Raw genomic sequence first — 22592 nt, forward strand, 5'->3', positions numbered from 1 at the left:
CTCTACCACGGCATCAATAGCTTTGAGTCGACTTGAAGGTTTCGACACCTGATTTCAGGCCCTGCTGGATTCCGTCATCGTAGCCGCCTTTCTCGTCAATGCGCGCCAGCAGTTCAGACTGCTCGGAGTGCATGTACTCGATGAGGGCACGTTCGAAATCCAGAACCTTATCGACCGGAACGTCGTTCAGGTAGCCTTCGTTAGCCGCATAAAGGGAAACAGCCATCTCTGATACGGACATCGGAGAGTATTGTTTCTGCTTCATCAGTTCGGTAACGCGCTGCCCGTGTTCAAGCTGTTTACGGGTTGCTTCATCAAGGTCGGATGCAAACTGGGAGAAGGCTGCCAGTTCACGATACTGTGCCAGGGCAAGACGAACACCGCCGCCCAGCTTCTTGATGATCTTGGTCTGCGCAGAACCACCTACACGTGAAACCGACAGACCAGCATTGATGGCAGGACGGATACCGGAGTTGAAGAGGTTGGTTTCCAGAAAGATCTGACCGTCAGTGATAGAGATCACGTTGGTAGGAACAAATGCGGAAACGTCACCACCTTGTGTTTCAATGATCGGCAGTGCCGTCAGTGAACCGGTTTTACCCTTCACTTCACCATTGGTGAACTTCTCGACATAGTCTTCGTTGACACGTGCAGCACGCTCAAGCAGACGGGAGTGGAGATAGAACACGTCACCCGGATAGGCTTCACGGCCAGGCGGACGCTTGAGAAGCAGGGAAATCTGACGATATGCCCAGGCCTGCTTGGTCAGGTCATCGTAAACGATCAGGCTGTCTTCACCGCGGTCGCGAAAATATTCGCCCATGGTGCAACCGGCATACGGTGCCAGAAACTGCATGGCAGCAGGATCGGCAGCACCAGCTACAACCACGATGGTATGTTCCATCGCACCATGCTCTTCGAGCTTGCGAACGATGTTGGCAATAGTGGACTGTTTCTGGCCTATGGCGACATAGACACAGGTAATGCCCTTGCCTTTCTGGTTGATAATGGCATCGATGGCGATCGCGGACTTGCCGATCTGACGGTCACCGATGATCAGCTCACGCTGACCACGACCGATAGGCACCATCGCATCGATCGCCTTGAGCCCGGTCTGTACCGGCTGGTCAACGCCCTGACGGGTGATAACACCCGGAGCAACCTTTTCAACCGCATCGGTTTCAGTCGTTTTAAGGTCACCCTTGCCATCGACCGGATTACCCAGGGCATCCACAACGCGCCCCACCAGTTCCTTGCCGACCGGGACTTCAAGAATACGGCCGGTGCACTTGCCGGTCATGCCTTCCTGAAGGCTCAGATAGTTCCCCAGAACCACGACACCTACGCTGTCGCGTTCAAGGTTAAGCGCCATGCCAAAAACATCGCCCGGGAATTCAATCATTTCCCCGAACATGACGTCGTTGAGGCCGTGCATCTGAATGATGCCGTCGGCCACACTGACGATGGTGCCCTCGTTACGTGCTTCAGCATCAACATCAAGTTTTTCAATACGATTCTTGATGACGTCGCTGATTTCAGAAGGATTCAGTTGCTGCATGCCATGTCCCTCGGTCTCAGATATTCAAGGCGCTGGCCAGCTTTGCCAGTCGACCACGCAGGGAACCATCGATCACGGTATCTCCTGCATGAATCACGGCACCGGCCAGCAGCGACTTGTCCACCCGAGTAGTAATAGAGATTTCGCGGTCAAGACGCTTTTTAAGTGCGTCTGCCAGCGTGTTCTGTTGCTCGTCGTCCAGCGGATAGGCCGAAACAATAACGACGTCCGTACGTTTCTCGAACCCGGCGCGTTCTTCCTCGAACAGCTCAGCCACTTCCGGCAGCAGGAGCAGACGATTCTGATCTCCCAGTACACGGATAAAGTTCTGACCATGCTTGTCCAGGGCGTCGCCGCAGACGTCGATCAGAAGGGTGGCCTTGTCCTTGCGAGACCTGCGCGGGTCGGAAAGCACCTCACGCATCCGCTTGTCCAGAGACACACGGGCCGCAGTGGCCAGCATGGCTGACCACTGATCAAGCTGTGAGGATTCCCGCGCCAGATCAAAGGAGGCCTTGGCATAGGGACGAGCAAGTTGTGACGTATCAGCCATGGGGCTTCCCCTCAGAGTTCAGCCGCGAGCTTGTCCAGCAATTCGCGATGCGCCTGTTCGTCGACAGAAGCCTCAAGAACACGCTCTGCACCGACAATCGCCAGTGTAGAGACCTGTGCACGCAGTTGTTCCTTGGCACGATTGACTTCCTGCTCGATCTCGGTGCGAGCATTGGCAATCATCCGCTCGCCTTCAGCACGCGCATCATCACGTGCTTCCTCAATCATCTGATTGGAACGGCTGCGCGCCTGTTCCAGAAGCCGGGCAGACTCATCGCGACTTTCACGCAATGTTTTTTCAGCCTGCCGGCTGGCCTCGTCCAGCTCCTGCTGAGCGCGGCTGGCTGCATCCAGGCCATCGGCAATTTTCTTCTGACGCTCATGAAGGGCTTGAATGACCGGAGGCCAAACGTACTTCATGCAGAACCAGACGAAAACGGCGAAGGCGATGGACTGACCAATAATGGTTAGGTTCAGATTCACGCCAGTACCTCTCGCTTCGTTTTGGGGGTGGTTAACATTCCGATGGCCTCAGGCCTCGGCGACATTAGCCCACAAACGGGTTAGCGAAGGTGAAGAACAGGCCGATACCTACGCCGATCATGGCAACGGCATCCAGCAGGCCCGCCACGATGAACATTTTGACCTGCAGCTGCGGGATCATTTCCGGCTGACGTGCCGCGCCTTCAAGGAACTTGCCGCCCAGCAGACCAAAACCGATAGCGGTGCCAAGGGCGCCGAGACCGATCAGCAGGGATACGGCAATAGCAGTCATACCGAGAATTAAAGGATCCATGGTTACTCTCCCAGATTGTGCATCAAGTAGTGGTTAGGGTTGGTTAAGGGTCAAGGGTATCCGATCAGCATCAGTGATCTTCACTGGCCTGACTGAGATAAACAATCGTCAGCATCATGAAGATAAAGGCTTGCAACACGATGATCAGGATGTGGAACGTCGCCCAGGCGAAGTGCAGTGGCAGCTGCCACAGCCCAAGCAGGGCAATCAGAATGAAAATAAGCTCACCGGCATACAGGTTACCGAACAAACGCAATGCGAGTGATACGGGCTTGGCCAGCAGGGTTACCAGCTCGAGCAACAGGTTGACCGGGATAAGGATCGCCTGAATCAGCATGTTGGAGCTGGAGAACGGATGGAGCGTGAGCTCACCGATAAAGCCGGAGAACCCTTTCATTTTGATGGAATAGAACAGGATCAGCGCAAAAACGCTCAACGACAGGCCAAAGGTGGCATTGATGTCAGTGGTCGGCACGATGCGGAAGAACACGTGATGCGGATCGGCACCGAAAAAGTCTACGCCAATGCGCTTGGCAAGTTCCGGCACCCAGTCCACTGGTACCAGATCCAGCATGTTCATCAGGAAGATCCAGCAGAAAATGGTCAGCGACAGCGGGGCAATCAGCTTGCTCTTGCCGTGGAACGTTTCCTTGACGGAGCTGTCTACGAATTCAACGATCATTTCGACGAAGTTCTGCAGGCCACTCGGAACACCGGTAGTGGCTGAGCGTGCCACCTTCCTGAACACGAAAAGGAAAAGAACGCCACAGGCAATGGACCATCCCATGGTATCAAGGTGAATCGCCCAGAACCCCATATCCGCCGCTTCTGCTGCATTATGCGCCAGCGACAGACCGTTTTCGGGGTGGTACCCGAAGGTCAGGTTTTGAAGGTGGTGCTGAATATATTCCGATGAAGTCGGAGTGTTGCCTGCCATAACTCTGCCTCGGTTCCTTGGGCGACTAGGGACGCTTTACCAGCAATGGACTCAGCCAGTGAACGCACAGTGCCGCCACGTAAGCGCCAAAAAAATAAGCTGGGTTTGAAGGAGGCACTGCGACGAAGATCACGAGGAACAACGCCACCGTCAAACCAAACTTTCCGGCTTCAGCCCGGTAAAACCCGGTAATGATCTGCTGGGCATGCCGTGCTCCCTGAACGATAAAGGCGCGCCATGCAAAATACAGATTGGGCAGAAGGCAGACGATTCCTCCCTTGAGGGAAGATACCGCACCCTCGATGCCGTGAAGGCATCCGCCGACCAGTATCATGACCATGACCGCCAGTGCCTGTACTGCCAGCAAACGAAAGACAACAGGGCGTTTGATTGCTGCGGGGGTATGGTTTGTCATGTTACCAGTCGCACGTCCCAGGTTACTTGCATCTGTCGGGCTGTTGCCCGGCAGACAAAGCTCGGCGGATTATAAGAGAGCACTGCATGTGCTTCAATGTAAAAGCAGTCAAATATCGTGATTTTTCACCTGATTGCCACTAAAGTGCCGACATTACGCAGCAATTTACAGCCAACGCGTAATGTCAATTAAACCGCACTTAATCCGCATCATTTTATGTGCGACAAAATGCCATCCAGCTCATCCAGACTGGTATAGCGAATGGTCAGCCTTCCCTTGCCGGCCTTGCCGTGTGCAATCTTGACGGCGGCTCCCAACAATTCGCCCAGTTGAGTCTCCAGATGGGCAACATCGGTATTTTCAGAATGTCTTGATGACTTGCTGCTTTCGGCCTGCCCTGCCTGTACACGCTTGACCAGCTCCTCGGTTTGCCGAACGGTCAGTTCACGGGATACCACATCTCGTGCGGTATGACGCTGCTTCAAGCCTTTAAGCGCCAGCAGCGCACGCGCATGCCCCATATCGAGATCACCACGCTCCAGCAGGGTTTGCACTTCATCATCAAGCGCCAGCAGACGAAGCAGATTGGCGACCTGCGCTCTGGAGCGCCCCACCGCGTTGGCGGCCTGTTGCTGTGTCAGGTCAAATTCATCAATCAAGCGTTTCAATGCCAGTGCCTCTTCAATGACGCTAAGATTTTCACGCTGAATATTTTCGATCAACGACATCGCCAGTGCCGTCTCATCATCCATGGTGCGGACGATGGCAGGAATGGTCGTCAGCTCCGCCAGCTGGGCAGCGCGCCAACGGCGCTCGCCAGCAATGATTTCATAGGAAACCGGACCGCGGTCGCTGACCGGCCGGACGACGATTGGCTGCATGACTCCCTGAGCACGGATCGAACCAGCCAGTTCCTCAAGACGCTCAGGTTGCATATCGCGACGAGGCTGGTACTTGCCGCGTCGCAACTGATGCAGTGGCAATGCCAGCAGCGCTTCATCGACTGACTCGGGTTGCTCACATGACTCAACGGGATCGAGCGTCGAAATATCACTTTCTGCAGGTGACAAGGGTGCCTGAAGCTGTGAACGCTGCCTGGCGCCAGCTCCGATCAATGCATCCAATCCTCGTCCTAAAGCACGCTTGCGCGTCATGGTATTTCCTCACATTACAGCGACAGACGGCGGCTCAATTCCTTGGCCAAAACTCTGTAGGCATGACTTCCCCGAGACAGTCTGGCGTAGCTTGTAACCGGCAGACCATGGCTTGGGGCTTCAGCAACGCGGACATTGCGTGGAATCACGGTTTTCAGCAGCACATCGCCAAAATAATCGGACAGCTGCTTACTGACATCACGCGTCAGACTGTTGCGATTATCAAACATGGTACGAACAATGCCGTAGACCTCAAGGTCCGGATTCACACTGTCACGGATCTGTTCCACCGTATCCAGCAGCGCTGACAGCCCTTCCAACGCATAGAACTCGCACTGCAGGGGGATAAGCACGCCATGGGAAGCGGTAAGCGCATTGACGGTCAGCATGTTCAATGATGGCGGGCAGTCAATCAATATGACATCAAACTGGTCTGCAACGGCACCAAGGGCAGTATCAAGGCAACGCTCACGACCATCTCGCTCGAGCAGGTCAACTTCGGCCGCGGTAAGATCACCATTGCCAGGCAGTACGGTATAGCCTGCCGCCTGCGCGAAGACCATGACCTCTTCTGCGCGCCGTTCACCAAGCAGGACGTCCAGTACACTGCCCTGTTCAAGAGTATGCTTATCGATGCCGCTGCCCATGGTGGCATGGCCCTGAGGGTCAAGATCCACCAGCAATACGCGTTTTTTCAGGCCCGCCAGGCCTGCTGCCAGATTGACAGCGGTGGTAGTCTTGCCAACACCGCCTTTCTGGTTGGTCAGGGCGATAATCCGGGTCACGATTACATTCCTTTAGCCAAACATGTCATGGCACTAGAGAGCTGTTTTCCGAACACGCACCAAATGGCGTTGCCCGGTTTCCCCCGGCACATTCAGGGGCACACTGTCGTGCGCCTGAACCCCTGAAGGCAGAGTGGTGTCTTCTGTATCAAGCCGCCCCTTCATGGCCAGCCATTCGCCCCCCTGAGCCAGAAATGGCTGACTCAGCTCTACAAAATCCGTCAGGGAGGAAAAGGCACGGCTTACAATCTGTTCAAACGGCCGTGGCGGATTGAAGGCCTCGATGCGGGTGTGCACCGGCACGGCGTTGTCGATACCCAGCGCCAGGCAGGCATGCTGCTGAAAGCGGACCTTCTTGCCATTGCTGTCCACCAGAGTTACCTGAAGCTCCGGGTTTACCATGGCCAGCACCAGTCCAGGCAAGCCGGCGCCAGCTCCGATATCAAGCAGGCAAGGGCCAGTCACCCAGGGCATGATACTTAAACTGTCCAGCACGTGCCGCGAAACCATCTGTTCCGGGTCGCGAACGGCGGTGAGGTTATAAGCCTTGTTCCACTTGTGCAACAAGGCGACATAATCCAGTAATCGCTGTTGCGTCGTACTGGAAAGTGGCAGCGCCATGGCTGCCAGTCCGTTTTCAAGAATTTGTTCGCAACGCGGTGTCATGCCGAATCAGCACTCTTCAGGTGAGTGGCAAGACCATGCTTTTTAAGATAAATCAGCAAAAGCGATACTGCTGCCGGGGTAACACCGGAAATTCGTCCGGCCTGAGCCAGGGTTTCGGGGCGTGCGGCTGCCAGCTTCTGTCGAATTTCATTCGACAGCCCCTCTATACGACTGTAATCAAGTGATGCTGGCAGTGCCATTGCTTCGTGGCGACGTAGCTTGTCAATATCCTGCTGCTGCCGCTCGATATAGCCCTGATACTTGGCCTGGATCTGTACCTGTTCAATGACGTCTGGATTATCAATCCCGCCTTCTGCAAGAGGCGCTATATCGTCATAAGTCAGTTCCGGGCGTCGCAGCAGGTCAAGCAAACGATATTCCCGTCCGAGCGGGCCGGTCTTGTCCTTGAGCCGATCAGCCTCTGGTGATCCCGGTTGTATCCAGGTAGATGCCAGCCGCTGACTTTCCTGCTCCATCATCGTGCGTTTTTCATCGAATGCCTTGAAGCGAGCGTCATCCACTACGCCAAGTTCGCGCCCTACAGGAGTCAGCCTCAGATCAGCATTGTCTTCCCTCAGCAGCAACCGATATTCCGCGCGCGAGGTAAACATTCGATAGGGTTCCTGCGTTCCCATTCGGATCAGATCATCCACCATAACGCCGATGTAGGCTTCATCGCGCCGTGGGCACCAGCTCTCGAGCGATTTGGCACGACGAGCAGCGTTAAGTCCGGCAAGCAGCCCCTGGGCTCCGGCTTCTTCGTACCCTGTTGTGCCATTGATCTGTCCGGCAAAAAACAGGTTATGAATGAACCTGGTTTCCAGTGAGTGCTTCAGATCTCGGGGATCGAAGAAATCATACTCAATGGCATAACCCGGCCGGGTTATGTGCGCCTTCTCAAGGCCCTTGATGGAACGAACCAGGGAGAGCTGGATATCAAACGGCAATGATGTGGAAATGCCGTTGGGATAGAGCTCATGAGTATCAAGCCCTTCGGGCTCGAGAAATATCTGGTGGCTGTTCTTGTCGGCAAAACGATGAATCTTGTCTTCGATGGAAGGGCAGTATCGTGGCCCTATACCATCGATTACGCCTGAATACATCGGGGAACGATCAAGGTTATTGCGGATGATGTCATGCGTTTGTTCATTGGTATGCGCGATATGGCAGCTCACCTGAGCAGGATGCATGTTGCGGTGTCCCAGATAGGACATGACCGGCAGTGGTGTATCGCCAGGCTGTTCCGTCAATTCCGAGAAATCAACGCTTCTGGCATCGATTCTGGGAGGTGTCCCTGTCTTGAGACGACCGACATGGAAAGGTAGCTCACGTAACCGTTGTGCCAGCGCATTGGCCGGAGGATCTCCTGCCCTGCCACCGGTCTGTTTTTCAAGGCCGATATGAATGATTCCGCCCAGAAACGTACCGGTACACAGCACGACTGTCTCGCCGAAAAACCGAATACCGCTGCTTGTGACAACACCACGAACCGTATCGTTATCGACGATCAAATCGTCCGCGGCCTGCTGGAACAACGTCAGATTGGGCTGGTTTTCAAGAATGGATCGAATGGCTGCCTTGTAGCGTACCCGATCAGCCTGTGCCCGTGTTGCCCGTACAGCAGGTCCCTTGCGAGCGTTGAGTACTCGAAACTGAATACCACCCTGGTCCGTTGCCAGTGCCATGGCGCCACCCAGTGCGTCAATTTCCTTGACAAGGTGACTCTTGCCGATCCCGCCAATGGCAGGATTACACGACATCTGACCAAGTGTCTCGATGTTGTGTGTCAGCAGCAGGGTTTGGCATCCCATGCGAGCGGCGGCAAGTGCGGCTTCGGTTCCAGCATGGCCACCGCCGATGATGATGACATCAAAGCGGTCCGGATAATTCACGGCGTGACCTCGTTACGTCAGGAGGTGAAGAAGTGATCTTTGAATTCCGCGCAGTATAACGTGCCTGTGAGTAACCGTCAGTGTTTTCCACACCTTGGTCTTTTCAGGTCTTTAATTAAATATAAAGAATTTATTTAAAGAATTTTTGTAGTGGTTGTGATTATTGTGTACGCCACTTTCTGTGGATAAGCCATTTTTCCCGCTTTAGAACAAAACAGTGTCGTGTTTACAATTACAGTGGCATACGGTTGAAAAGCTGGGTGGGGAGGTCTGACAGTATGTGGATAACATGAGCATTCATCCACAGAGCGGATTATCCCTGATTTATCAACGCCCGCATACCGTAGCTGTAAGCCTGGTTATCAATAGGTGAAATGGCATGCAGCTATCCTCTGCATGCCCTGCTGTGACAGGCTGGAAGGGCAAATGAAGGAAAAATGTTATCCACAGGCACAAAAAATCAATTTTGGGTGTGTATAACAAAAAAATACCGCCTGACGGCGGTAAAATGAGAGATCTGATCAGTTGATCAGACCATGAAGGATGCACCACAGCCACAGGTTGTGGTGGCGTTCGGGTTCTGAATCAGGAATCGAGCACCTGCCAGACCCTCTTCAAAATCGACGGTCGAGCCGACCAGATACTGGTAACTCAATGGATCGATAGCCATGGTAACGTTACCGTTTTCAATCAGCGTATCGTCTTCCTGCAGCTCGTCGACAAGATCAAATCCATACTGGAACCCCGAACAGCCACCGCCGGTTACGTAAACTCTCAGCTTGAGTTCGTCATTGCCCTGTTCATCGGTCAGCATTCTAACGCGAGAAGCCGCACGATCTGTCAGTATCAAAGGGGTGGGTACAAAGGAAGTAACCCCGCTCATTGCAGACTCCTGCTTTCGCATGGAAGGAAGATATCATTATCGTTGGCTACATTGTGTCGGGTCAAACATGGGCACATAAAGGTGCATTGTGTCTTGCCCGGCAATGCCGAACCTTAACTTCAATGAAGCGAGAAATGCGTGCGCTACCGTCGCTCCAGCGTCACCCGATTTTCACTGGATAATTTCAGACGTCAACTGGCCAGTATCGATGCGCTTCCACAGTTGTGCCTGCTGGGGTTTCTGTCCGGTACGCTGACGGGAGGCATTCTGATCGGCTTTCGTGAGCTGATTGATCTTGGTGCCATGATGCTGATGCCGGATCAGCGCTCGGAAGACTTCGAGCATCTATTACCCTGGGTGCGCTCGGTGCTGCCGATCACGGCATCGGTGCTCATCATGAGCGCTCTGGCCCTGCAGTCACAAAAGCACACCAAAATGGGGGTGGGTCATGTGATCGAACGCCTGAGCTACCATCAGGGACAGATGCCACTGCTCAACTGGATAAACCAGTGGTGGGTGGGCATCCTGTCCGTAATGGGTGGGCTATCGGCGGGTCGTGAAGGGCCTGCGATTCATCTAGGCGCTGGTGCATCAAGCTGGATGGGAGAACGGCTTCGGTTGCCGCACAACAGTTTGAGGGTGCTTGTGGGGTGCGGAACGGCTGCCGGAATTTCAGCTTCGTTCAATACGCCCATCACGGGTGTGATCTTTGCCATGGAAGTGGTGATGATGGAATACACCATTACCGGATTCATGCCGATCATTCTGGCTTCCACCATGGGCGCTGTGGTTTCACAGCTTATGTATGGTGTAGAACCGGCCTTCACGATTCCTGATGACATTACCGGTCAACTGACGGACCTTCCCTGGATCAGCATGATGGCGCTGGTACTTGGTTTGATGGCCGGTGCATTTATTCGGCTGGTGCGTCTTGCCCAGACTCAAAATCATATTGGCTGGTGGTGGCGGGCACTGATTATCGGCGGCATGACGGGGGCGATAGCGTGGTTTTATCCTGAAGTGCAGGGCATTGGCTACGATACGGTCGATTACACGTTGAACCAGTCTCCCAGCCTGATCATGCTGCTTGTCGTGGCGGGGGGCAAGCTGATCCTGACGGCCCTGACCTTTGCCTGGGGAATTCCCATCGGCATGATCGGGCCCATCATGGTGATCGGTGCCACGGCAGGCGCGTTGTGTGGTATAGCGGGAGAGGCCTTGTTGCCGGCCATTGCTTCCAATCATGATCTTTATACCATGCTTGGCATGGCAGCAATGCTGGGAGCCGTACTTCAGGCACCGCTGGCGGCCATAATGGTGTTGATAGAGCTGACTCATAATACCAGCATCATCATCTATGGCATGCTGGCCGTAGTGGTTTCCGGGTTGGCCAGCCGACAGTGCTGGCACTGTCAGGGATTTTTTGTGTCCACGCTGTCCTCTCAGGGGCTTCACCCGCTTCAGCAGCCTCTGATGCAGGCGTTATCCCGTATTGCCGTCCCGGCAGTGATGGACCGTGCCATTGTGCGGTCACCCGAAAGGCTGGAGCGCGCCAGGGCACAGCGTTTTCTCGAGGCCAAGCCGGTGTGGGTTGTCATTGATCGTGATGACAAGGATCAGCGGCCACTGGCCATGAGTGCGGCAGATCTTGCTCGTGTTCTTCTGGATGACGAGTGGGAAGGCATCGATACCATCAATCTAATGGATATACCCGCGAAGCGGATTGAGCTGGCCCCAATCGATCTTCAGGCCACATTGTCGGAAGCCTTTGATCAGCTGACGGAATATGGTGTTGATGCCCTGTACGTTGAACATACGACTGCGCCCCTGATCAAAAAAATTTCCGGTATTATTACCCGTGATTCAATCGAAAATTATTATCGCTATCGTCGATAGCCCGATCCTGCCGTGAGCCTGAGTGAAGGAGTTGTTATGTATCCGTGGGTGCTGTCTTTTCACCTGATTGCCATCGTGGCCTGGTTTGCCGCGCTGTTTTATCTGCCACGTCTATTTGTATATCACGCCTACGCTCTGGAAGAGGGCGATGAAACCGGTTGTCAGCGTTTTCAGGTGATGGAGCGCAAGCTTTATCGGGGCATCATGGTTCCAGCCATGGTCTGTGTTGTGGTGCTTGGGTTGTGGCTTGTGGTGTTGAATCCGTCTGTCCTTCAGCAGGGATGGTTTTATACCAAGGCCGCACTGGTGGTTGTCCTCATTGGCTTTCATCACATGTGTCTGGCTCATTTGAAGCGCTTTGCCAATGGCGGCAAGACGCGCCGTCACGTCTTCTACCGGTTTTTCAATGAGGTGCCTACGCTTGTGCTGGTGGCGGTCGTCATCCTGACGGTGGTCAAGCCGTTTTGACATTGCCGGTCGTGCTGGTCTTCAGCGGTCATGACCCGACTGGAGGGGCAGGCATGGTTGCTGATGTGGAGGCCATTCGAGCTCAGCAGTGCTGGCCGGTGACCGTGCCCACGGCACTGACAGTACAGGATAGCCGTGACGTGCATGCGGTCTACCCGGTCGATCCACAGGTCATGGCGGAGCAGGTGCACTGCATTGAACAGGACATGTCGTTTCAGGCCATCAAGGTAGGGCTGGTGTCCAGCCTGGAAGCCATCACCGTCATTGAGCAGGTCTGCCGTCGCCATCCTGAAGTGCCTGTCGTTATCGATCCGGTACTGAAGGCCGGCGGTGGTCGGGAGCTGTCCTCCGACACTCTCGTTGATGCCTTTCGTGAGCGGCTATTGCCGCTGGTAACCCTGTTGACGCCAAATCATCTGGAGCTTTTCAGACTGGCGGGCACCCCTGACGTGGATGACGCGCTTCACCGTATTTATCGTCAGGGTGCTGAACATGTGCTGGTAACCGGAACAGATCACGCGCCGTTGGCGGACAGGGTTGTCAGGCATCAGCTTTATACAGGGGGTAACCCGGTGGAAAGCTGGGTCTGGTCTCGCTTGCCCGGCCAGTTTCATGGATCGGGTTGCACGCTGGCCGCAAGCTGCGCGGTCTGGCTGGCTCGTGGCGAAACGGTAGTGTCATCCTGCCTACTGGCACAGCGCTACACATGGCAGACGCTTGATCGATCGCTGCAACAGGGCGGCGGTCAGGCGTTTCCCAACCGATGCCCGACCGAACAGGAGTCTGCTTCATGACGGCTGCCTTTACTGACGCGCGCGACTCTGCAAAAGCCTGGCAGTCCGGGCTATATGTCATCACCGACGCAGATCTGCTTGCAGATGAAGATACATTCATGTCTGCGATAAGGGCAGTACTCCGCGAGGGAGTGGCGCTGCTTCAGTACCGTAATAAATCCACGGAAGATGCCTTTCGGTATCGTCAGGCCCACTGGCTGGCCGAGCAGTGTCAGGCATCAAATACCCCTCTGATCATCAACGATGACGTCATGCTGGCCAGCGCAGTGGGAGCTGGAGTACACGTAGGCACCGATGATGCTGATGTGGCCTGGGCGCGCAGCATGCTGGGTACAGACGCCATTATCGGTGCTACCTGTCATGGTGATCTGGCATTGGCTCGCAAGGCGCTGGACAATGGCGCCAGCTACGTGGCGTTCGGTCGCTTTTATCCTTCCCGTACCAAGCCCGGCGCAGTGGCTGCGCCATTATCGGTTTTGAGCGAGGCTCGACAACTTGGCTGCCCTGTCGCCGCGATTGGTGGTATTGACAGCGATACTGCGCCGGAGGTAGCCGCCGCCGGAGCTGACCTGATTGCTGTTGTGGGTGCCGTGTTCCGGTACCCTGATCCTGGGCAACGTGTGCGACAGCTGAAGGCCGGATTGCCTCAGGCAATTTTCCGGTAGTAACCCTTTTTACCCATTGCTATTCAGGACACTGTCATGGCGACTTCCGAAGAACTCTTTTCCCGTGCACAACGCCATATTCCCGGTGGCGTCAATTCGCCAGTGCGAGCCTTCAAGGGGCTTGATCAGGCGCCGGTATTCATCGAGCGGGCCAAGGGGGCCTACCTGTTTGATGTCGAAGGCAAGCGTTATATTGACTATGTCGGCTCATGGGGCCCGATGATTACCGGGCATGCCGATGACGATGTACTTTCTGCCGTACGTGATCGACTCGATAATGGCCTGTCCTTTGGCACGCCGACCGCGATTGAAACGGACATGGCGGACCTTATCTGCGAGATCATGCCTTCCATGGACATGGTAAGAATGGTCAACTCGGGCACCGAGGCCACCATGTCTGCCATTCGTCTGGCCCGTGGCTTTACCGGGCGTGACAAGATCGTCAAGTTTGAAGGCAACTATCACGGCCATGTTGACTCCCTGCTCGTCAAGGCCGGGTCCGGTGCACTGACCCACGGTGAGCCCAGCTCGCCTGGCGTGCCTGCATCGCTTGCCGAGCACACCATCACGCTTGGCTATAACGACAGTGATGGCGTGCGTGATTTCTTTGCCGCCGAAGGTGACCAGGTCGCAGCGATCATTGTCGAGCCGGTTGCAGGCAACATGAACTGCATCCCTCCGGCCCCAGGATTTCTGGAAACCCTTCGCGAAGTCTGTGATGCTCACGGCAGCGTTCTGATTCTCGATGAAGTCATGACCGGATTTCGGGTAGCGCTTGGCGGTGCTCAAGCGCATTACGGTGTTACGCCTGATCTGACCTGCCTGGGCAAGATTGTCGGCGGCGGCATGCCGGTCGGCGCCTTTGGTGGAAAGCGTCATATCATGGAGTACATTTCACCGCTGGGCCCGGTGTATCAAGCCGGCACGCTGGCCGGAAATCCGCTGGCCATGGCCGCAGGCATTACGCTGTTGAACAAGATTCGCACCCCCGGTTTTCATGATGAGCTGACACAACGTGTCAATACACTATGTGATGGGCTTGAGGCTCGTGCTCGCGCGGCAGGTATTCCCCTGATCACCCAGCGTGCCGGCGGCATGTTCGGCATTTTCTTTACTACCGCTACCGACGTCAGTGACTTTGATGCTGCGACACATTGCAACGTAGAAGCGTTTCGGCAGTTCTTTACCGGCATGCTGGCCCGCGGTATTTACATGGCGCCTTCAAATTATGAAGCCGGGTTCATGTCGAGTGCCCACAGCGAACAAGACCTTCAGGATACCCTGGACGCGGCCGAACATGTCTTCGCCGAGATGACATCCTGAATTCCATTATTCTGCCGTCAGGTCTTTCTGACACAGGTCTGGCGGACTGATTGACATGACGATGACATCGTCATGGGAGGCACGATTTTGAGTCAGACGTTGATTAACGCATTGCAGGACGCAGCCTGCTATCACCATGATGTAGATGCTTTTGATGTGCGTGAGACGCATATTTCATGGATCATCATGACCGGAAGATATGCCTACAAGATCAAGAAGCCACTTGATTTCGGCTTTCTGGATTTTTCGACACTGGAAAAGAGGCGGCATTTCTGCGAAGAGGAAGTACGACTGAATAAACGCCTCGCAGGCGATCTTTACCTGCGCGTTGTGCCAATTACGGGAACACCGGAGCGTCCTGAACTGGATGGTGAGGGTGAGCCGTTCGAATATGCCGTCTGTATGCAGCAATTCGATAATGAAGGACTGTTCAGTACCCTGCAGGCCACCGGACAGCTGACACAGACTCTCATGGATGATCTGGTGGATCAGCTGGTGGCCTTTCACGCAGGCACCGAACAGGCGGATGTCGACAGCAAGTTCGGCACGGCCGCAGCGGTATATGCACCGGCTCGCGAAAACTTTGATCAGCTGGAACCCCTGTTAAGTGATGCCTCTGATCTCGAGCGTCTGGTGGCGTTGAAGGCATGGACGGATAACGCCTTCGAGCGCTTTCATGATGAATTTCAGCGTCGGCATGATGAAGGTTTTATCCGCAATAATCATGGTGATGTTCACCTGGCCAACGCCGTGCTGCACAACGGTCGGGCGCTGATCTTTGACTGTATCGAATTCAACGATCAGTTCCGCTGGAATGATGTCGGGTGCGAGCTGGCCTTTCTGGTCATGGATCTGGAAGTGCGTGGTGAGCAGGAGCTTGCCAATCGGGTACTGGATCGCTATCTCGAACGCAGTGGCGACTATGGTCTGGTACGCCTTTTGCCCTTCTACAAGGCCTATCGTGCCATGGTGCGCGCCAAGATCGCCATGTTCCGGTTTCAGCAGCCGGATCTGCATCCTGCCGACAGGGATGCTGTACTGGCTGATTTTCGGCGTTATCTGGCGCTGGCTGAGCGCTATAGCGAGTTCTCCATGCCGTATCTGATTATTTCGGTAGGAGTTTCAGGCAGCGGGAAAAGCCGGTTTACCGAGCAGGCAGTACGTCAACTGGGTGGAATTCGGGTGCGATCGGATGTGGAGCGCAAGCGTCTCCATGGCATGAACCCATTCGGCCCATCCCGACAGGTTGATATCGAATCCGGCCTTTACACGGCGGTGGCCACTGAAAGGACCTATGCAAGATTGGCCGAGCTGTCGGGCATGATGCTGCAGGCGGGGCACAGTGTCTGTGTCGATGGTACGTGCCTGCGAGAAGCGCAGCGAACCCTGCTGAGGCATGAGGCCGAATGCCGGGGATTACCAGTGCTGCTGGTCAGCTTCGAAGCTGACCATGCGACGCTGGTACGGCGAATTACCAAGCGGAGTCGGTCGCGTGACAACGTTTCCGATGCAGGTCTGGAGGTACTGGAGCACCAGCTGGCCAACCTTGAACCATTTACATCCGATGAGCAGGCCCATCTGGTTCATCTGGATACCACCGCAGAAGATGCCAATATCACGCTGGTGTCTCTGATCAAGGAACACCTGCACCTCGTCTGACCAAAAAGGACGTGGCCTTCTGTCTAGAAGGCTGCGTCCAGCTGCTCCCTCAGCAGATTAAGAGCCTGAGCGCGGTTTCTGACCTTCAGCTTTCTGAAGATATGGTAAAGATGTGACTTGACAGTGTGCTCACTGATGGCCAGTTGCTGAGCAATGTCATGATTACTTGCTCCTGTCTTCAATAATTGAAGAATTTCCATCTCGCGCCGTGTCAGCGATTTAAATGGTGCAGACTCGCTGCGCTGGCGATACCAGTAAGCTGAAAGCAGTTTTTCCATCAGGGCGCGGGATAGCCACATCTCGCCGGTAAATAAAATATTTACCCCCTTGCTGATCATCTTCAGGGGGTCGCGTCGATAGAAAACACCCTGAAGTGGGAAGCGCATCATTAACTTGACGGCATCTTCCTCGGTGTCGAGATTAAATCCCGCCATAATAAACTGCTCGTTCTGCTGAGCATGCTGCGACCACTGTCGAGCTATATCGTCATCTACATAGTCCTGATCAAGCAACACCAGTACAGGTGTATCACTCACCGATTCCAGGTCCAGTTGACCTGGCTCCATGGAATACGCGCTGCAATCCAACTCTGTTCTCAAATATTCGAGGAAGAGTTCATTCTGTGGATTGTCGAGCGTTACCATAATAATCGTTTTCACAGCGCTATCCATGGGGTGATGCCTAAGTTTAATGAGATAAAGTGCAGCTTCCTTTCAGGATAAAACAAAATATAACGTTTATTAATAAAATTTAAAATATTAATTTTGTCTGATCACCCGGCGTGCCGGGTTTAAACCCTGTTTAAGTTGTTTGCTATACGGTGACCTAGCACTAAAGCGGGGTTTATATGTGCATTTAAATATATCTTTTTTTCATATCCTGAATTTGGGTCAAATTATACGAGAAAAACGTTACATTTCGCAGTTTTTAACAATTCTCTAAACCGAAATGGCACAACGAGCACAAAAAAGGCGCTTTGGCCTAATGAAAAGGTGGTGAACTTGTTTTTTGGCTAAGAAGAAAAGATGACTCATTTTCATGGTGTGGTTGGAGAAAGGTGATGGACTTTAATAAGAGAATTCTTCTTGAAAATCAGGCATGGGCAAGCAGAAAGGTGGAAGAGGACCCCGGCTTTTTTGAACGTTTGGCCATCAAACAGGTTCCTTACGCCCTCTGGATAGGATGCGCAGATAGTCGTGTACCTGCAGAATTATTATGTAACGCTGATCCAGGCGAATTATTTATTTTCCGCAATGTCGCAAATATTGTTTCACTTGATCAGCCGGGGTGTGCCAGCGCCATTGAATATGCTGTTCATGCCCTTGGTATTAAACATATTGTTGTCTGCGGCCATCATCTTTGTGGTGGTGTAAAAGCTGCCATGGAAGAAGAGAAAACAAATCTTTTCCATGTTGATAATCACCTTGTTGAAATAAAGGAAACCAGAGATAAAAACAAAAAGGAACTCGAAGAGCTTCCCGATGACAATAGTCGGGTAAATCGTCTGGTCGAACTTAATGTAATAAGCCAGATAGAAAAACTATCCGGCTTCGAAGCAATAAAACAGGCAGCAACCGGTACGGAAAGGGGGATACGGCTCCATGGAATGGTTTATGCACTGGAAGAAGGGCTGCTGCGTGAAATCGCAGCCTACGATGTGGGGCCGGACCGATGGGTTACACCGGACTGATATTCAGCATCAACCTATTTTGAAAGGAGTTCAGAATGTCATTTCCCTTTACGCTTAAATACAGTGCTCAGGATTTTCCGGCAGGGCTGGTAGTATTTCTGGTGGCTATTCCATTGTGCCTTGGTATTGCCATTGCCTCTGGCGCTCCCCCGGTATCGGGGTTGATTGCGGGGATCGTGGGAGGACTGGTAGTCGCCAGCTTGAGTGGCTCGGCATTGAGTGTCAGTGGCCCTGCCGCTGGTCTGACTGTCATTGTCCTTGGTGCCATCAATGCGCTCGGTTTTGAAAAAATGATGATGGCCACAGTACTGGCCGGCGTAATACAGCTGGTATTTGGCTATCTCAAACTTGGAAAGATTGGATCATATGTTCCCGCTTCAGTTATCAAGGGAATGCTGGCGGCAATTGGTTTGATCCTGATTTTGAATCAATTGCCGACGGCATTCGGTATACCGGACGGTGCATTACCGGAAAGTCTGTCTCCGGCGGCATGGGTTCAGGCGATTTCTCCTCTGGCAATGGTCATTACGCTGGTATCTCTGGGGATTCTTTGGCTGTGGGACAGTCCGGCCGGGCAGCGGCTGGGGTATCTTCGACGTATTCCTGCGGCCTTGATGGCGGTTGTGGTGGCGATCGGTATCGATCGACTGTCCGTGCTTGTGCAAGCGCCTTCGGTTCTGAACAGTGAGCAATATGTACAGTTGCCCGGTCTGGATGGTCCCGCCGCCTTTCTGGGGCAGTTGCAGGGCCCTGCCTTGAGTGGCCTCTTGGATCCGGCTGTATACATGACGGCACTGACGATTGCTCTGATAGCCAGTCTGGAGACACTGCTTAGCCTGGAGGCCGTTGACAAGATTGACCCCTACAAGCGCCACTCACCGCCTCACCGAGAACTGAAGGCACAAGGGGTTGGCAACCTGGTGTGCGGGATGATTGGCGGTTTGCCACTGACGGCCGTGATCGTTCGAAGCTCTGCCAACGTGCAGGCAGGTGGGCGTACCCGACTGGCCGGTTTTATTCATGGGGCACTGCTGCTGGTCAGTGTGATGTTTTTTGCCTTCATGCTTGAGTGGATTCCACTGGCGTGTCTGGCGGCGATTCTGCTCCATACCGGTTTCAAGCTGGCAAGGCCGGGAATGATGGTGTCCCTGTACAGGTCTGGCCTGAAACGCTTCGCCCCCTTTGCCACGACCGTAGTGGTCATCATGATGACGGATCTGCTCAAGGGAGTAGCGGTCGGTGTGCTGTGCGGCCTGTTCTTCATGCTGCGTTCCAACCATCGTTCGGTCATGTCCTTCAACAAAAGCGGGCATCACTGTCTGTTACGGATTCACAAGGATATTTCGTTTCTGAGTCGTGAGCGGTTGCGACAGTATCTTGATCTGGTACCTGAAAACAGCTATCTGATCATCGATGCGGGCAGTGCCGGATACATTGACCCGGATATTTTCGAGGATATCGATAACTTCATGGCTTCCTCTCGAGAGCGCAATATTACGGTCGAACTGAAAGCCTTCAATGGCGTCACCGCTACCTTTGCCCCCGTTGCAGAAAAGCCACTGAAAGCTGCCTGATTAGGCATCGACAGACAAAAAAAGACCGCCGTACACTGCCGGCGGTCTTTTTCGTTTTGATACACAGGTATCTAGTCGGCCTGTCTTGACTGGCCTTGTGTCATGGACGGCGTGCCCAGATTCTGACGAACCCAGTTCATGGCCTGTATCCGGTTTTTGACCTTGAGCTTGCGAAAGATATTATAGAGATGAGACTTGACAGTATGTTCGCTGACGAACAGCTGGTTTGCGATCTCGGTATTTGATGCGCCGGTACCCAGCAAACGCAGAATCTCAAGCTCGCGGTGTGTCAATCCACAGGCCGGGCGGTAGGCGTTGACCTGTTGGCGCCGGTAGAACTTGATAAGTCGCGTCATCAGGGTTCTGGACATCCAGAGCTCGCTGTTGATGAGCTTGGCAATGCCCTTGCAGATCAGTGCCAGGCTGTCTCGACGATAAAATACGCCCTGGAGGCGAAATGTTGTTGCCAGTGTGATTGCCTGATTCTCGTCAGCCAGGTTGAACGCTGCCATGGTCATGTTGTTTTGATCACTGGCGGCGCACTCCTCCCACTGATGCATATCCTTTTCATTGACATGGTCAGCATCAAGCAAGACAACAAAGTGCCTGTCATTATCATCGGGCACGTTGTCTCTGGGCCCCAGAGCTTCAACCTCGCAGCTGAGCTTGTCTCTGACGTACTGTACGAACAGCTCGCTTTGAGGATTTATTTCAGTCACGAGTACGACCGTGACACTGGTTTCAATTTCCACACAGCCTCCTGGATGCTGTAGGCGCTAGGGAGTCGTCAGGTGGTTCGGTAGAAAACCAGCGACAAGCCTGAGTAACTATACGCCCTTTTTGTAACTTAAGGTAACGGTTTTCACATGTGAGCATATTTTTACCGGCCTGTATTTTCGGCCCTGATATCCTTAACGCTAATGCTGGATGCAGCCTTCGATGTCGGGTCTGCCTCGTGCTTCATCCTGGTATTACGGCATATTCAGCCGTTAGCTAAAGGATGAATCAAGTAACAAATGGCACCAGGCGCCATCTTGTGACGTCAATGGCGCTCTTCAGGCTCATGGTGGCGTGATGCCAACCGGATTACACTTGCCCCCTATTCCACCAAGGTGATTACTCCATGCCCTCACTGGTACTGGCAAGTGGCAACGCAGGCAAGCTCGCTGAGTTCAGCCAGCTGCTGTTGCCGCTGGGACTGACGATTTGCTCTCAGTCTGAATTTGGCGTGTCAGGCGCTGAAGAAACCGGCCTGACATTCGTTGAAAACGCTCTGCTCAAGGCTCGACACGCATCCCGACAGACGGGTCTTCCTGCGATTGCCGACGACTCGGGTCTGGCTGTTGATGCATTATCCGGCACGCCCGGTATCTACTCCGCACGCTATGCAGGCCCCGATTCAACGGATACCGATAATAATACCCGGCTATTGCAGGCCCTCGAAGATGTGCCCTCCGGTCACCGTCAGGCCCGCTACTGGTGTGTGCTGGTGTATCTGACCCATGCCGACGATCCGGTGCCTCTGATTGTTCAACGAGACTGGCAGGGAGAAATACTGACGTCGCCTCGGGGAGCAGGCGGGTTCGGCTATGACCCGCTTTTTTATCTACCTGATCATCGGTGCACGGCAGCCGAGCTGTCAAAGGAAGACAAGAATCACAACAGCCATCGGGGCCGTGCCGTGCGAGATTTGATCGGCCTTTTGTCCAGAACATGATCCTACCTTCAATTGCACTCTATATACATGTGCCGTGGTGTATCAAAAAGTGTCCCTACTGTGATTTCAATTCACATCAGGCAGATGCTGGCGCGGGCATGGATGAAGCGGCATATATCGATGCTTTGATCGATGATTTCAAGGCAGATGCTCCGATGCTTCAGGGCCGAGCCATCAGTGCTGTCTTCATCGGTGGCGGAACTCCCAGCCTGTTCTCCGATCGTGGTTATGCTCGTCTTTTCGAGGCGCTGCGCGCCAATGCTGCCTTTGACGATCATGCGGAAATCACGATGGAAGCCAACCCCGGGACAGCCGAGCGTCGCTATCTTGAAGGATACCGTGAGGCAGGTATCAACCGATTATCTCTGGGGGTACAAAGTCTTGATGAAACGGCGCTGAGGATTCTGGGCCGCATTCATGGTCGTGAAGAGGCCCTTTCTGCCTTTGCCCATGCGCGATCAGCAGGCTTTGACAACATCAATATCGATTTGATGCATGGCCTGCCGGGCCAGACGGTCGCCTCTGCCATGGATGATCTGAAAACGGCAGAGGCACTGGGCCCGGAGCATTTGTCCTGGTATCAGTTGACCCTTGAGCCGAATACGGCCTTTTATTCCCGGCCACCTGATCTGCCAGACGAAGATACGCTGGTGGATATTCAGGAATCCGGGCATCGGTGGCTGGAGTCTGTCGGGTATGCGCGTTATGAAATCTCGGCCTATGCACGTGGCGGCCGTCAATCACGCCATAACCTGAATTACTGGACTTTTGGAGACTACCTCGGCATCGGGGCCGGAGCGCACGGAAAGATAACCCATCGAGGGCATGACGGAGAGCTGACGGTTTCACGCTACTGGAAAACGCGCCAGCCTGAGGCGTATCTGCGACGGCGGGTCGACCCCAGAGGTTTTCTGGCCGGGCAACGAACCATCGACGCCGAAGAGTTGCCGCTCGAATTCTTGATGAACGCGTTGCGCCTTGTTGAAGGCGTGCCATCCTCGTTATGGTATGAACGTACCGGGCTGTCATCGGAGCAACTTCAAGCGCATCTTTTGCCTGCCCGACAGCGCGGCTTACTGAGTAGTGAGGGCTCCCGTATTCAGGTGAATGACAAGGGATTGCTGTTTCTAAATGATGTTCTGGCGTTATGTGATATCGCCTGAGCAGC

General features: G+C 53.9%; 23 protein-coding genes. 10 read left to right on the forward strand and 13 right to left on the reverse strand.

Annotated elements, in window-relative coordinates:
- Positions 1–13: 13 nt before the first annotated feature.
- From atpA to erpA, 11 genes are all read right to left on the reverse strand, one after another.
- On the reverse strand, positions 14–1558 hold the full coding sequence (atpA, locus tag NAT21_RS00140) for a F0F1 ATP synthase subunit alpha (RefSeq protein ID WP_250934690.1): 1545 nt from the start codon (positions 1556–1558) through the stop codon (positions 14–16).
- A gap of 16 nt (positions 1559–1574) precedes the next feature.
- Positions 1575–2111 carry a F0F1 ATP synthase subunit delta gene (locus tag NAT21_RS00145; RefSeq protein ID WP_250934693.1) on the reverse strand — a complete coding sequence of 179 codons (537 nt, stop codon included), beginning with the start codon at positions 2109–2111 and terminating at the stop codon, positions 1575–1577.
- Between the two features lie 11 nt (positions 2112–2122).
- Positions 2123–2593, reverse strand: a complete 471-nt coding sequence (locus NAT21_RS00150) for a F0F1 ATP synthase subunit B (protein WP_250934696.1) — start codon at positions 2591–2593, stop codon at positions 2123–2125.
- 64 nt (positions 2594–2657) lie between these two features.
- Positions 2658–2906 carry a F0F1 ATP synthase subunit C gene (atpE, locus tag NAT21_RS00155; protein WP_250934698.1) on the reverse strand — a complete coding sequence of 83 codons (249 nt, stop codon included), beginning with the start codon at positions 2904–2906 and terminating at the stop codon, positions 2658–2660.
- Between the two features lie 70 nt (positions 2907–2976).
- The gene (atpB, locus tag NAT21_RS00160; RefSeq protein WP_250934700.1) at positions 2977–3843 is read right to left on the reverse strand and encodes a F0F1 ATP synthase subunit A; all 867 of its coding nucleotides are present in this window, start codon (positions 3841–3843) and stop codon (positions 2977–2979) included.
- Positions 3844–3868: 25 nt separating this feature from the next.
- A complete protein-coding gene (locus tag NAT21_RS00165; protein ID WP_250934701.1) occupies positions 3869–4258 on the reverse strand; it encodes an ATP synthase subunit I in 390 nt (129 codons plus the stop codon).
- Positions 4259–4467: 209 nt separating this feature from the next.
- Positions 4468–5412 carry a ParB/RepB/Spo0J family partition protein gene (locus tag NAT21_RS00170; protein WP_250934702.1) on the reverse strand — a complete coding sequence of 315 codons (945 nt, stop codon included), beginning with the start codon at positions 5410–5412 and terminating at the stop codon, positions 4468–4470.
- A 14-nt stretch (positions 5413–5426) separates the two neighbouring features.
- The gene (locus NAT21_RS00175; protein WP_250934703.1) at positions 5427–6197 is read right to left on the reverse strand and encodes a ParA family protein; all 771 of its coding nucleotides are present in this window, start codon (positions 6195–6197) and stop codon (positions 5427–5429) included.
- Positions 6198–6230: 33 nt separating this feature from the next.
- The gene (gene rsmG / locus NAT21_RS00180; RefSeq protein WP_250934704.1) at positions 6231–6863 is read right to left on the reverse strand and encodes a 16S rRNA (guanine(527)-N(7))-methyltransferase RsmG; all 633 of its coding nucleotides are present in this window, start codon (positions 6861–6863) and stop codon (positions 6231–6233) included.
- The gene (gene mnmG, locus NAT21_RS00185; RefSeq protein WP_250934705.1) at positions 6860–8755 is read right to left on the reverse strand and encodes a tRNA uridine-5-carboxymethylaminomethyl(34) synthesis enzyme MnmG; all 1896 of its coding nucleotides are present in this window, start codon (positions 8753–8755) and stop codon (positions 6860–6862) included. The genes rsmG and mnmG overlap by 4 nt, the downstream gene beginning before the upstream one ends.
- A 529-nt stretch (positions 8756–9284) precedes the next feature.
- Complete coding sequence (erpA, locus tag NAT21_RS00190; RefSeq protein WP_250934706.1) at positions 9285–9638, reverse strand: iron-sulfur cluster insertion protein ErpA; 354 nt, start codon at positions 9636–9638, stop codon at positions 9285–9287.
- 138 nt (positions 9639–9776) lie between these two features.
- Here erpA and NAT21_RS00195 point away from each other — a divergent pair, with 138 nt between their 5' ends.
- The 6 genes from NAT21_RS00195 (at position 9777) to NAT21_RS00220 (ending at position 16443) form a co-directional block, all read left to right on the forward strand.
- The gene (locus tag NAT21_RS00195) at positions 9777–11534 is read left to right on the forward strand and encodes a chloride channel protein (RefSeq protein WP_250934708.1); all 1758 of its coding nucleotides are present in this window, start codon (positions 9777–9779) and stop codon (positions 11532–11534) included.
- Between the two features lie 36 nt (positions 11535–11570).
- Positions 11571–12002: a protoporphyrinogen oxidase HemJ gene (gene hemJ / locus NAT21_RS00200; RefSeq protein WP_250934710.1), complete on the forward strand. Its 432-nt coding sequence runs from the start codon at positions 11571–11573 to the stop codon at positions 12000–12002.
- Between the two features lie 11 nt (positions 12003–12013).
- Positions 12014–12796, forward strand: coding sequence for a bifunctional hydroxymethylpyrimidine kinase/phosphomethylpyrimidine kinase (gene thiD, locus NAT21_RS00205; RefSeq protein ID WP_350355169.1), 783 nt, complete (start codon positions 12014–12016; stop codon positions 12794–12796).
- Complete coding sequence (gene thiE, locus NAT21_RS00210) at positions 12793–13461, forward strand: thiamine phosphate synthase (protein WP_250934713.1); 669 nt, start codon at positions 12793–12795, stop codon at positions 13459–13461. Before thiD ends, thiE begins: the two co-directional genes overlap by 4 nt.
- A gap of 36 nt (positions 13462–13497) precedes the next feature.
- Positions 13498–14784 (forward strand): glutamate-1-semialdehyde 2,1-aminomutase, encoded by a 1287-nt coding sequence (hemL, locus tag NAT21_RS00215; RefSeq protein ID WP_250934714.1) that lies wholly within the window; start codon positions 13498–13500, stop codon positions 14782–14784.
- Between the two features lie 72 nt (positions 14785–14856).
- Positions 14857–16443, forward strand: a complete 1587-nt coding sequence (locus tag NAT21_RS00220) for a bifunctional aminoglycoside phosphotransferase/ATP-binding protein (RefSeq protein ID WP_250934715.1) — start codon at positions 14857–14859, stop codon at positions 16441–16443.
- Positions 16444–16466: 23 nt separating this feature from the next.
- Here NAT21_RS00220 and NAT21_RS15540 read toward each other — a convergent pair whose 3' ends face one another.
- Positions 16467–17102, reverse strand: coding sequence for a response regulator transcription factor (locus NAT21_RS15540; protein WP_250934716.1), 636 nt, complete (start codon positions 17100–17102; stop codon positions 16467–16469).
- A 401-nt stretch (positions 17103–17503) separates the two neighbouring features.
- Here NAT21_RS15540 and NAT21_RS00230 point away from each other — a divergent pair, with 401 nt between their 5' ends.
- Complete coding sequence (locus tag NAT21_RS00230; RefSeq protein WP_250934717.1) at positions 17504–18133, forward strand: carbonic anhydrase; 630 nt, start codon at positions 17504–17506, stop codon at positions 18131–18133.
- 35 nt (positions 18134–18168) lie between these two features.
- On the forward strand, positions 18169–19707 hold the full coding sequence (locus tag NAT21_RS00235; RefSeq protein WP_250934718.1) for a SulP family inorganic anion transporter: 1539 nt from the start codon (positions 18169–18171) through the stop codon (positions 19705–19707).
- A 71-nt stretch (positions 19708–19778) separates the two neighbouring features.
- Here NAT21_RS00235 and NAT21_RS00240 read toward each other — a convergent pair whose 3' ends face one another.
- Positions 19779–20459 (reverse strand): LuxR C-terminal-related transcriptional regulator, encoded by a 681-nt coding sequence (locus NAT21_RS00240; protein ID WP_322974104.1) that lies wholly within the window; start codon positions 20457–20459, stop codon positions 19779–19781.
- 371 nt (positions 20460–20830) lie between these two features.
- On the opposite strand from NAT21_RS00240, the gene rdgB reads away from it, so the two are divergent.
- Both rdgB and hemW read left to right on the forward strand, forming a co-directional pair.
- A complete protein-coding gene (gene rdgB / locus NAT21_RS00245; RefSeq protein WP_250934719.1) occupies positions 20831–21424 on the forward strand; it encodes an RdgB/HAM1 family non-canonical purine NTP pyrophosphatase in 594 nt (197 codons plus the stop codon).
- On the forward strand, positions 21421–22587 hold the full coding sequence (gene hemW / locus NAT21_RS00250; protein WP_250934721.1) for a radical SAM family heme chaperone HemW: 1167 nt from the start codon (positions 21421–21423) through the stop codon (positions 22585–22587). Before rdgB ends, hemW begins: the two co-directional genes overlap by 4 nt.
- The last annotated feature ends 5 nt before the right edge of the window (positions 22588–22592 follow it).

This window comes from Larsenimonas rhizosphaerae, from assembly GCF_023700005.1.
In the GTDB taxonomy this organism is placed as follows: Bacteria; Pseudomonadota; Gammaproteobacteria; order Pseudomonadales; family Halomonadaceae; genus Larsenimonas; species Larsenimonas rhizosphaerae.

Coding starts and splice junctions, on each gene's coding strand:
- atpA (WP_250934690.1), bottom strand. CDS start 1,558: ATGCAGCAACTGAATCCTTCTGAAATCAGCGACGTCATCAAGAATCGT.
- NAT21_RS00145 (WP_250934693.1), bottom strand. CDS start 2,111: ATGGCTGATACGTCACAACTTGCTCGTCCCTATGCCAAGGCCTCCTTT.
- atpE (WP_250934698.1), bottom strand. CDS start 2,906: ATGGATCCTTTAATTCTCGGTATGACTGCTATTGCCGTATCCCTGCTG.
- atpB (WP_250934700.1), bottom strand. CDS start 3,843: ATGGCAGGCAACACTCCGACTTCATCGGAATATATTCAGCACCACCTT.
- NAT21_RS00165 (WP_250934701.1), bottom strand. CDS start 4,258: ATGACAAACCATACCCCCGCAGCAATCAAACGCCCTGTTGTCTTTCGT.
- NAT21_RS00170 (WP_250934702.1), bottom strand. CDS start 5,412: ATGACGCGCAAGCGTGCTTTAGGACGAGGATTGGATGCATTGATCGGA.
- rsmG (WP_250934704.1), bottom strand. CDS start 6,863: ATGACACCGCGTTGCGAACAAATTCTTGAAAACGGACTGGCAGCCATG.
- erpA (WP_250934706.1), bottom strand. CDS start 9,638: ATGAGCGGGGTTACTTCCTTTGTACCCACCCCTTTGATACTGACAGAT.
- hemJ (WP_250934710.1), top strand. CDS start 11,571: ATGTATCCGTGGGTGCTGTCTTTTCACCTGATTGCCATCGTGGCCTGG.
- thiE (WP_250934713.1), top strand. CDS start 12,793: ATGACGGCTGCCTTTACTGACGCGCGCGACTCTGCAAAAGCCTGGCAG.
- hemL (WP_250934714.1), top strand. CDS start 13,498: ATGGCGACTTCCGAAGAACTCTTTTCCCGTGCACAACGCCATATTCCC.
- NAT21_RS00220 (WP_250934715.1), top strand. CDS start 14,857: ATGGGAGGCACGATTTTGAGTCAGACGTTGATTAACGCATTGCAGGAC.
- NAT21_RS00230 (WP_250934717.1), top strand. CDS start 17,504: ATGGACTTTAATAAGAGAATTCTTCTTGAAAATCAGGCATGGGCAAGC.
- NAT21_RS00235 (WP_250934718.1), top strand. CDS start 18,169: ATGTCATTTCCCTTTACGCTTAAATACAGTGCTCAGGATTTTCCGGCA.
- rdgB (WP_250934719.1), top strand. CDS start 20,831: ATGCCCTCACTGGTACTGGCAAGTGGCAACGCAGGCAAGCTCGCTGAG.
- hemW (WP_250934721.1), top strand. CDS start 21,421: ATGATCCTACCTTCAATTGCACTCTATATACATGTGCCGTGGTGTATC.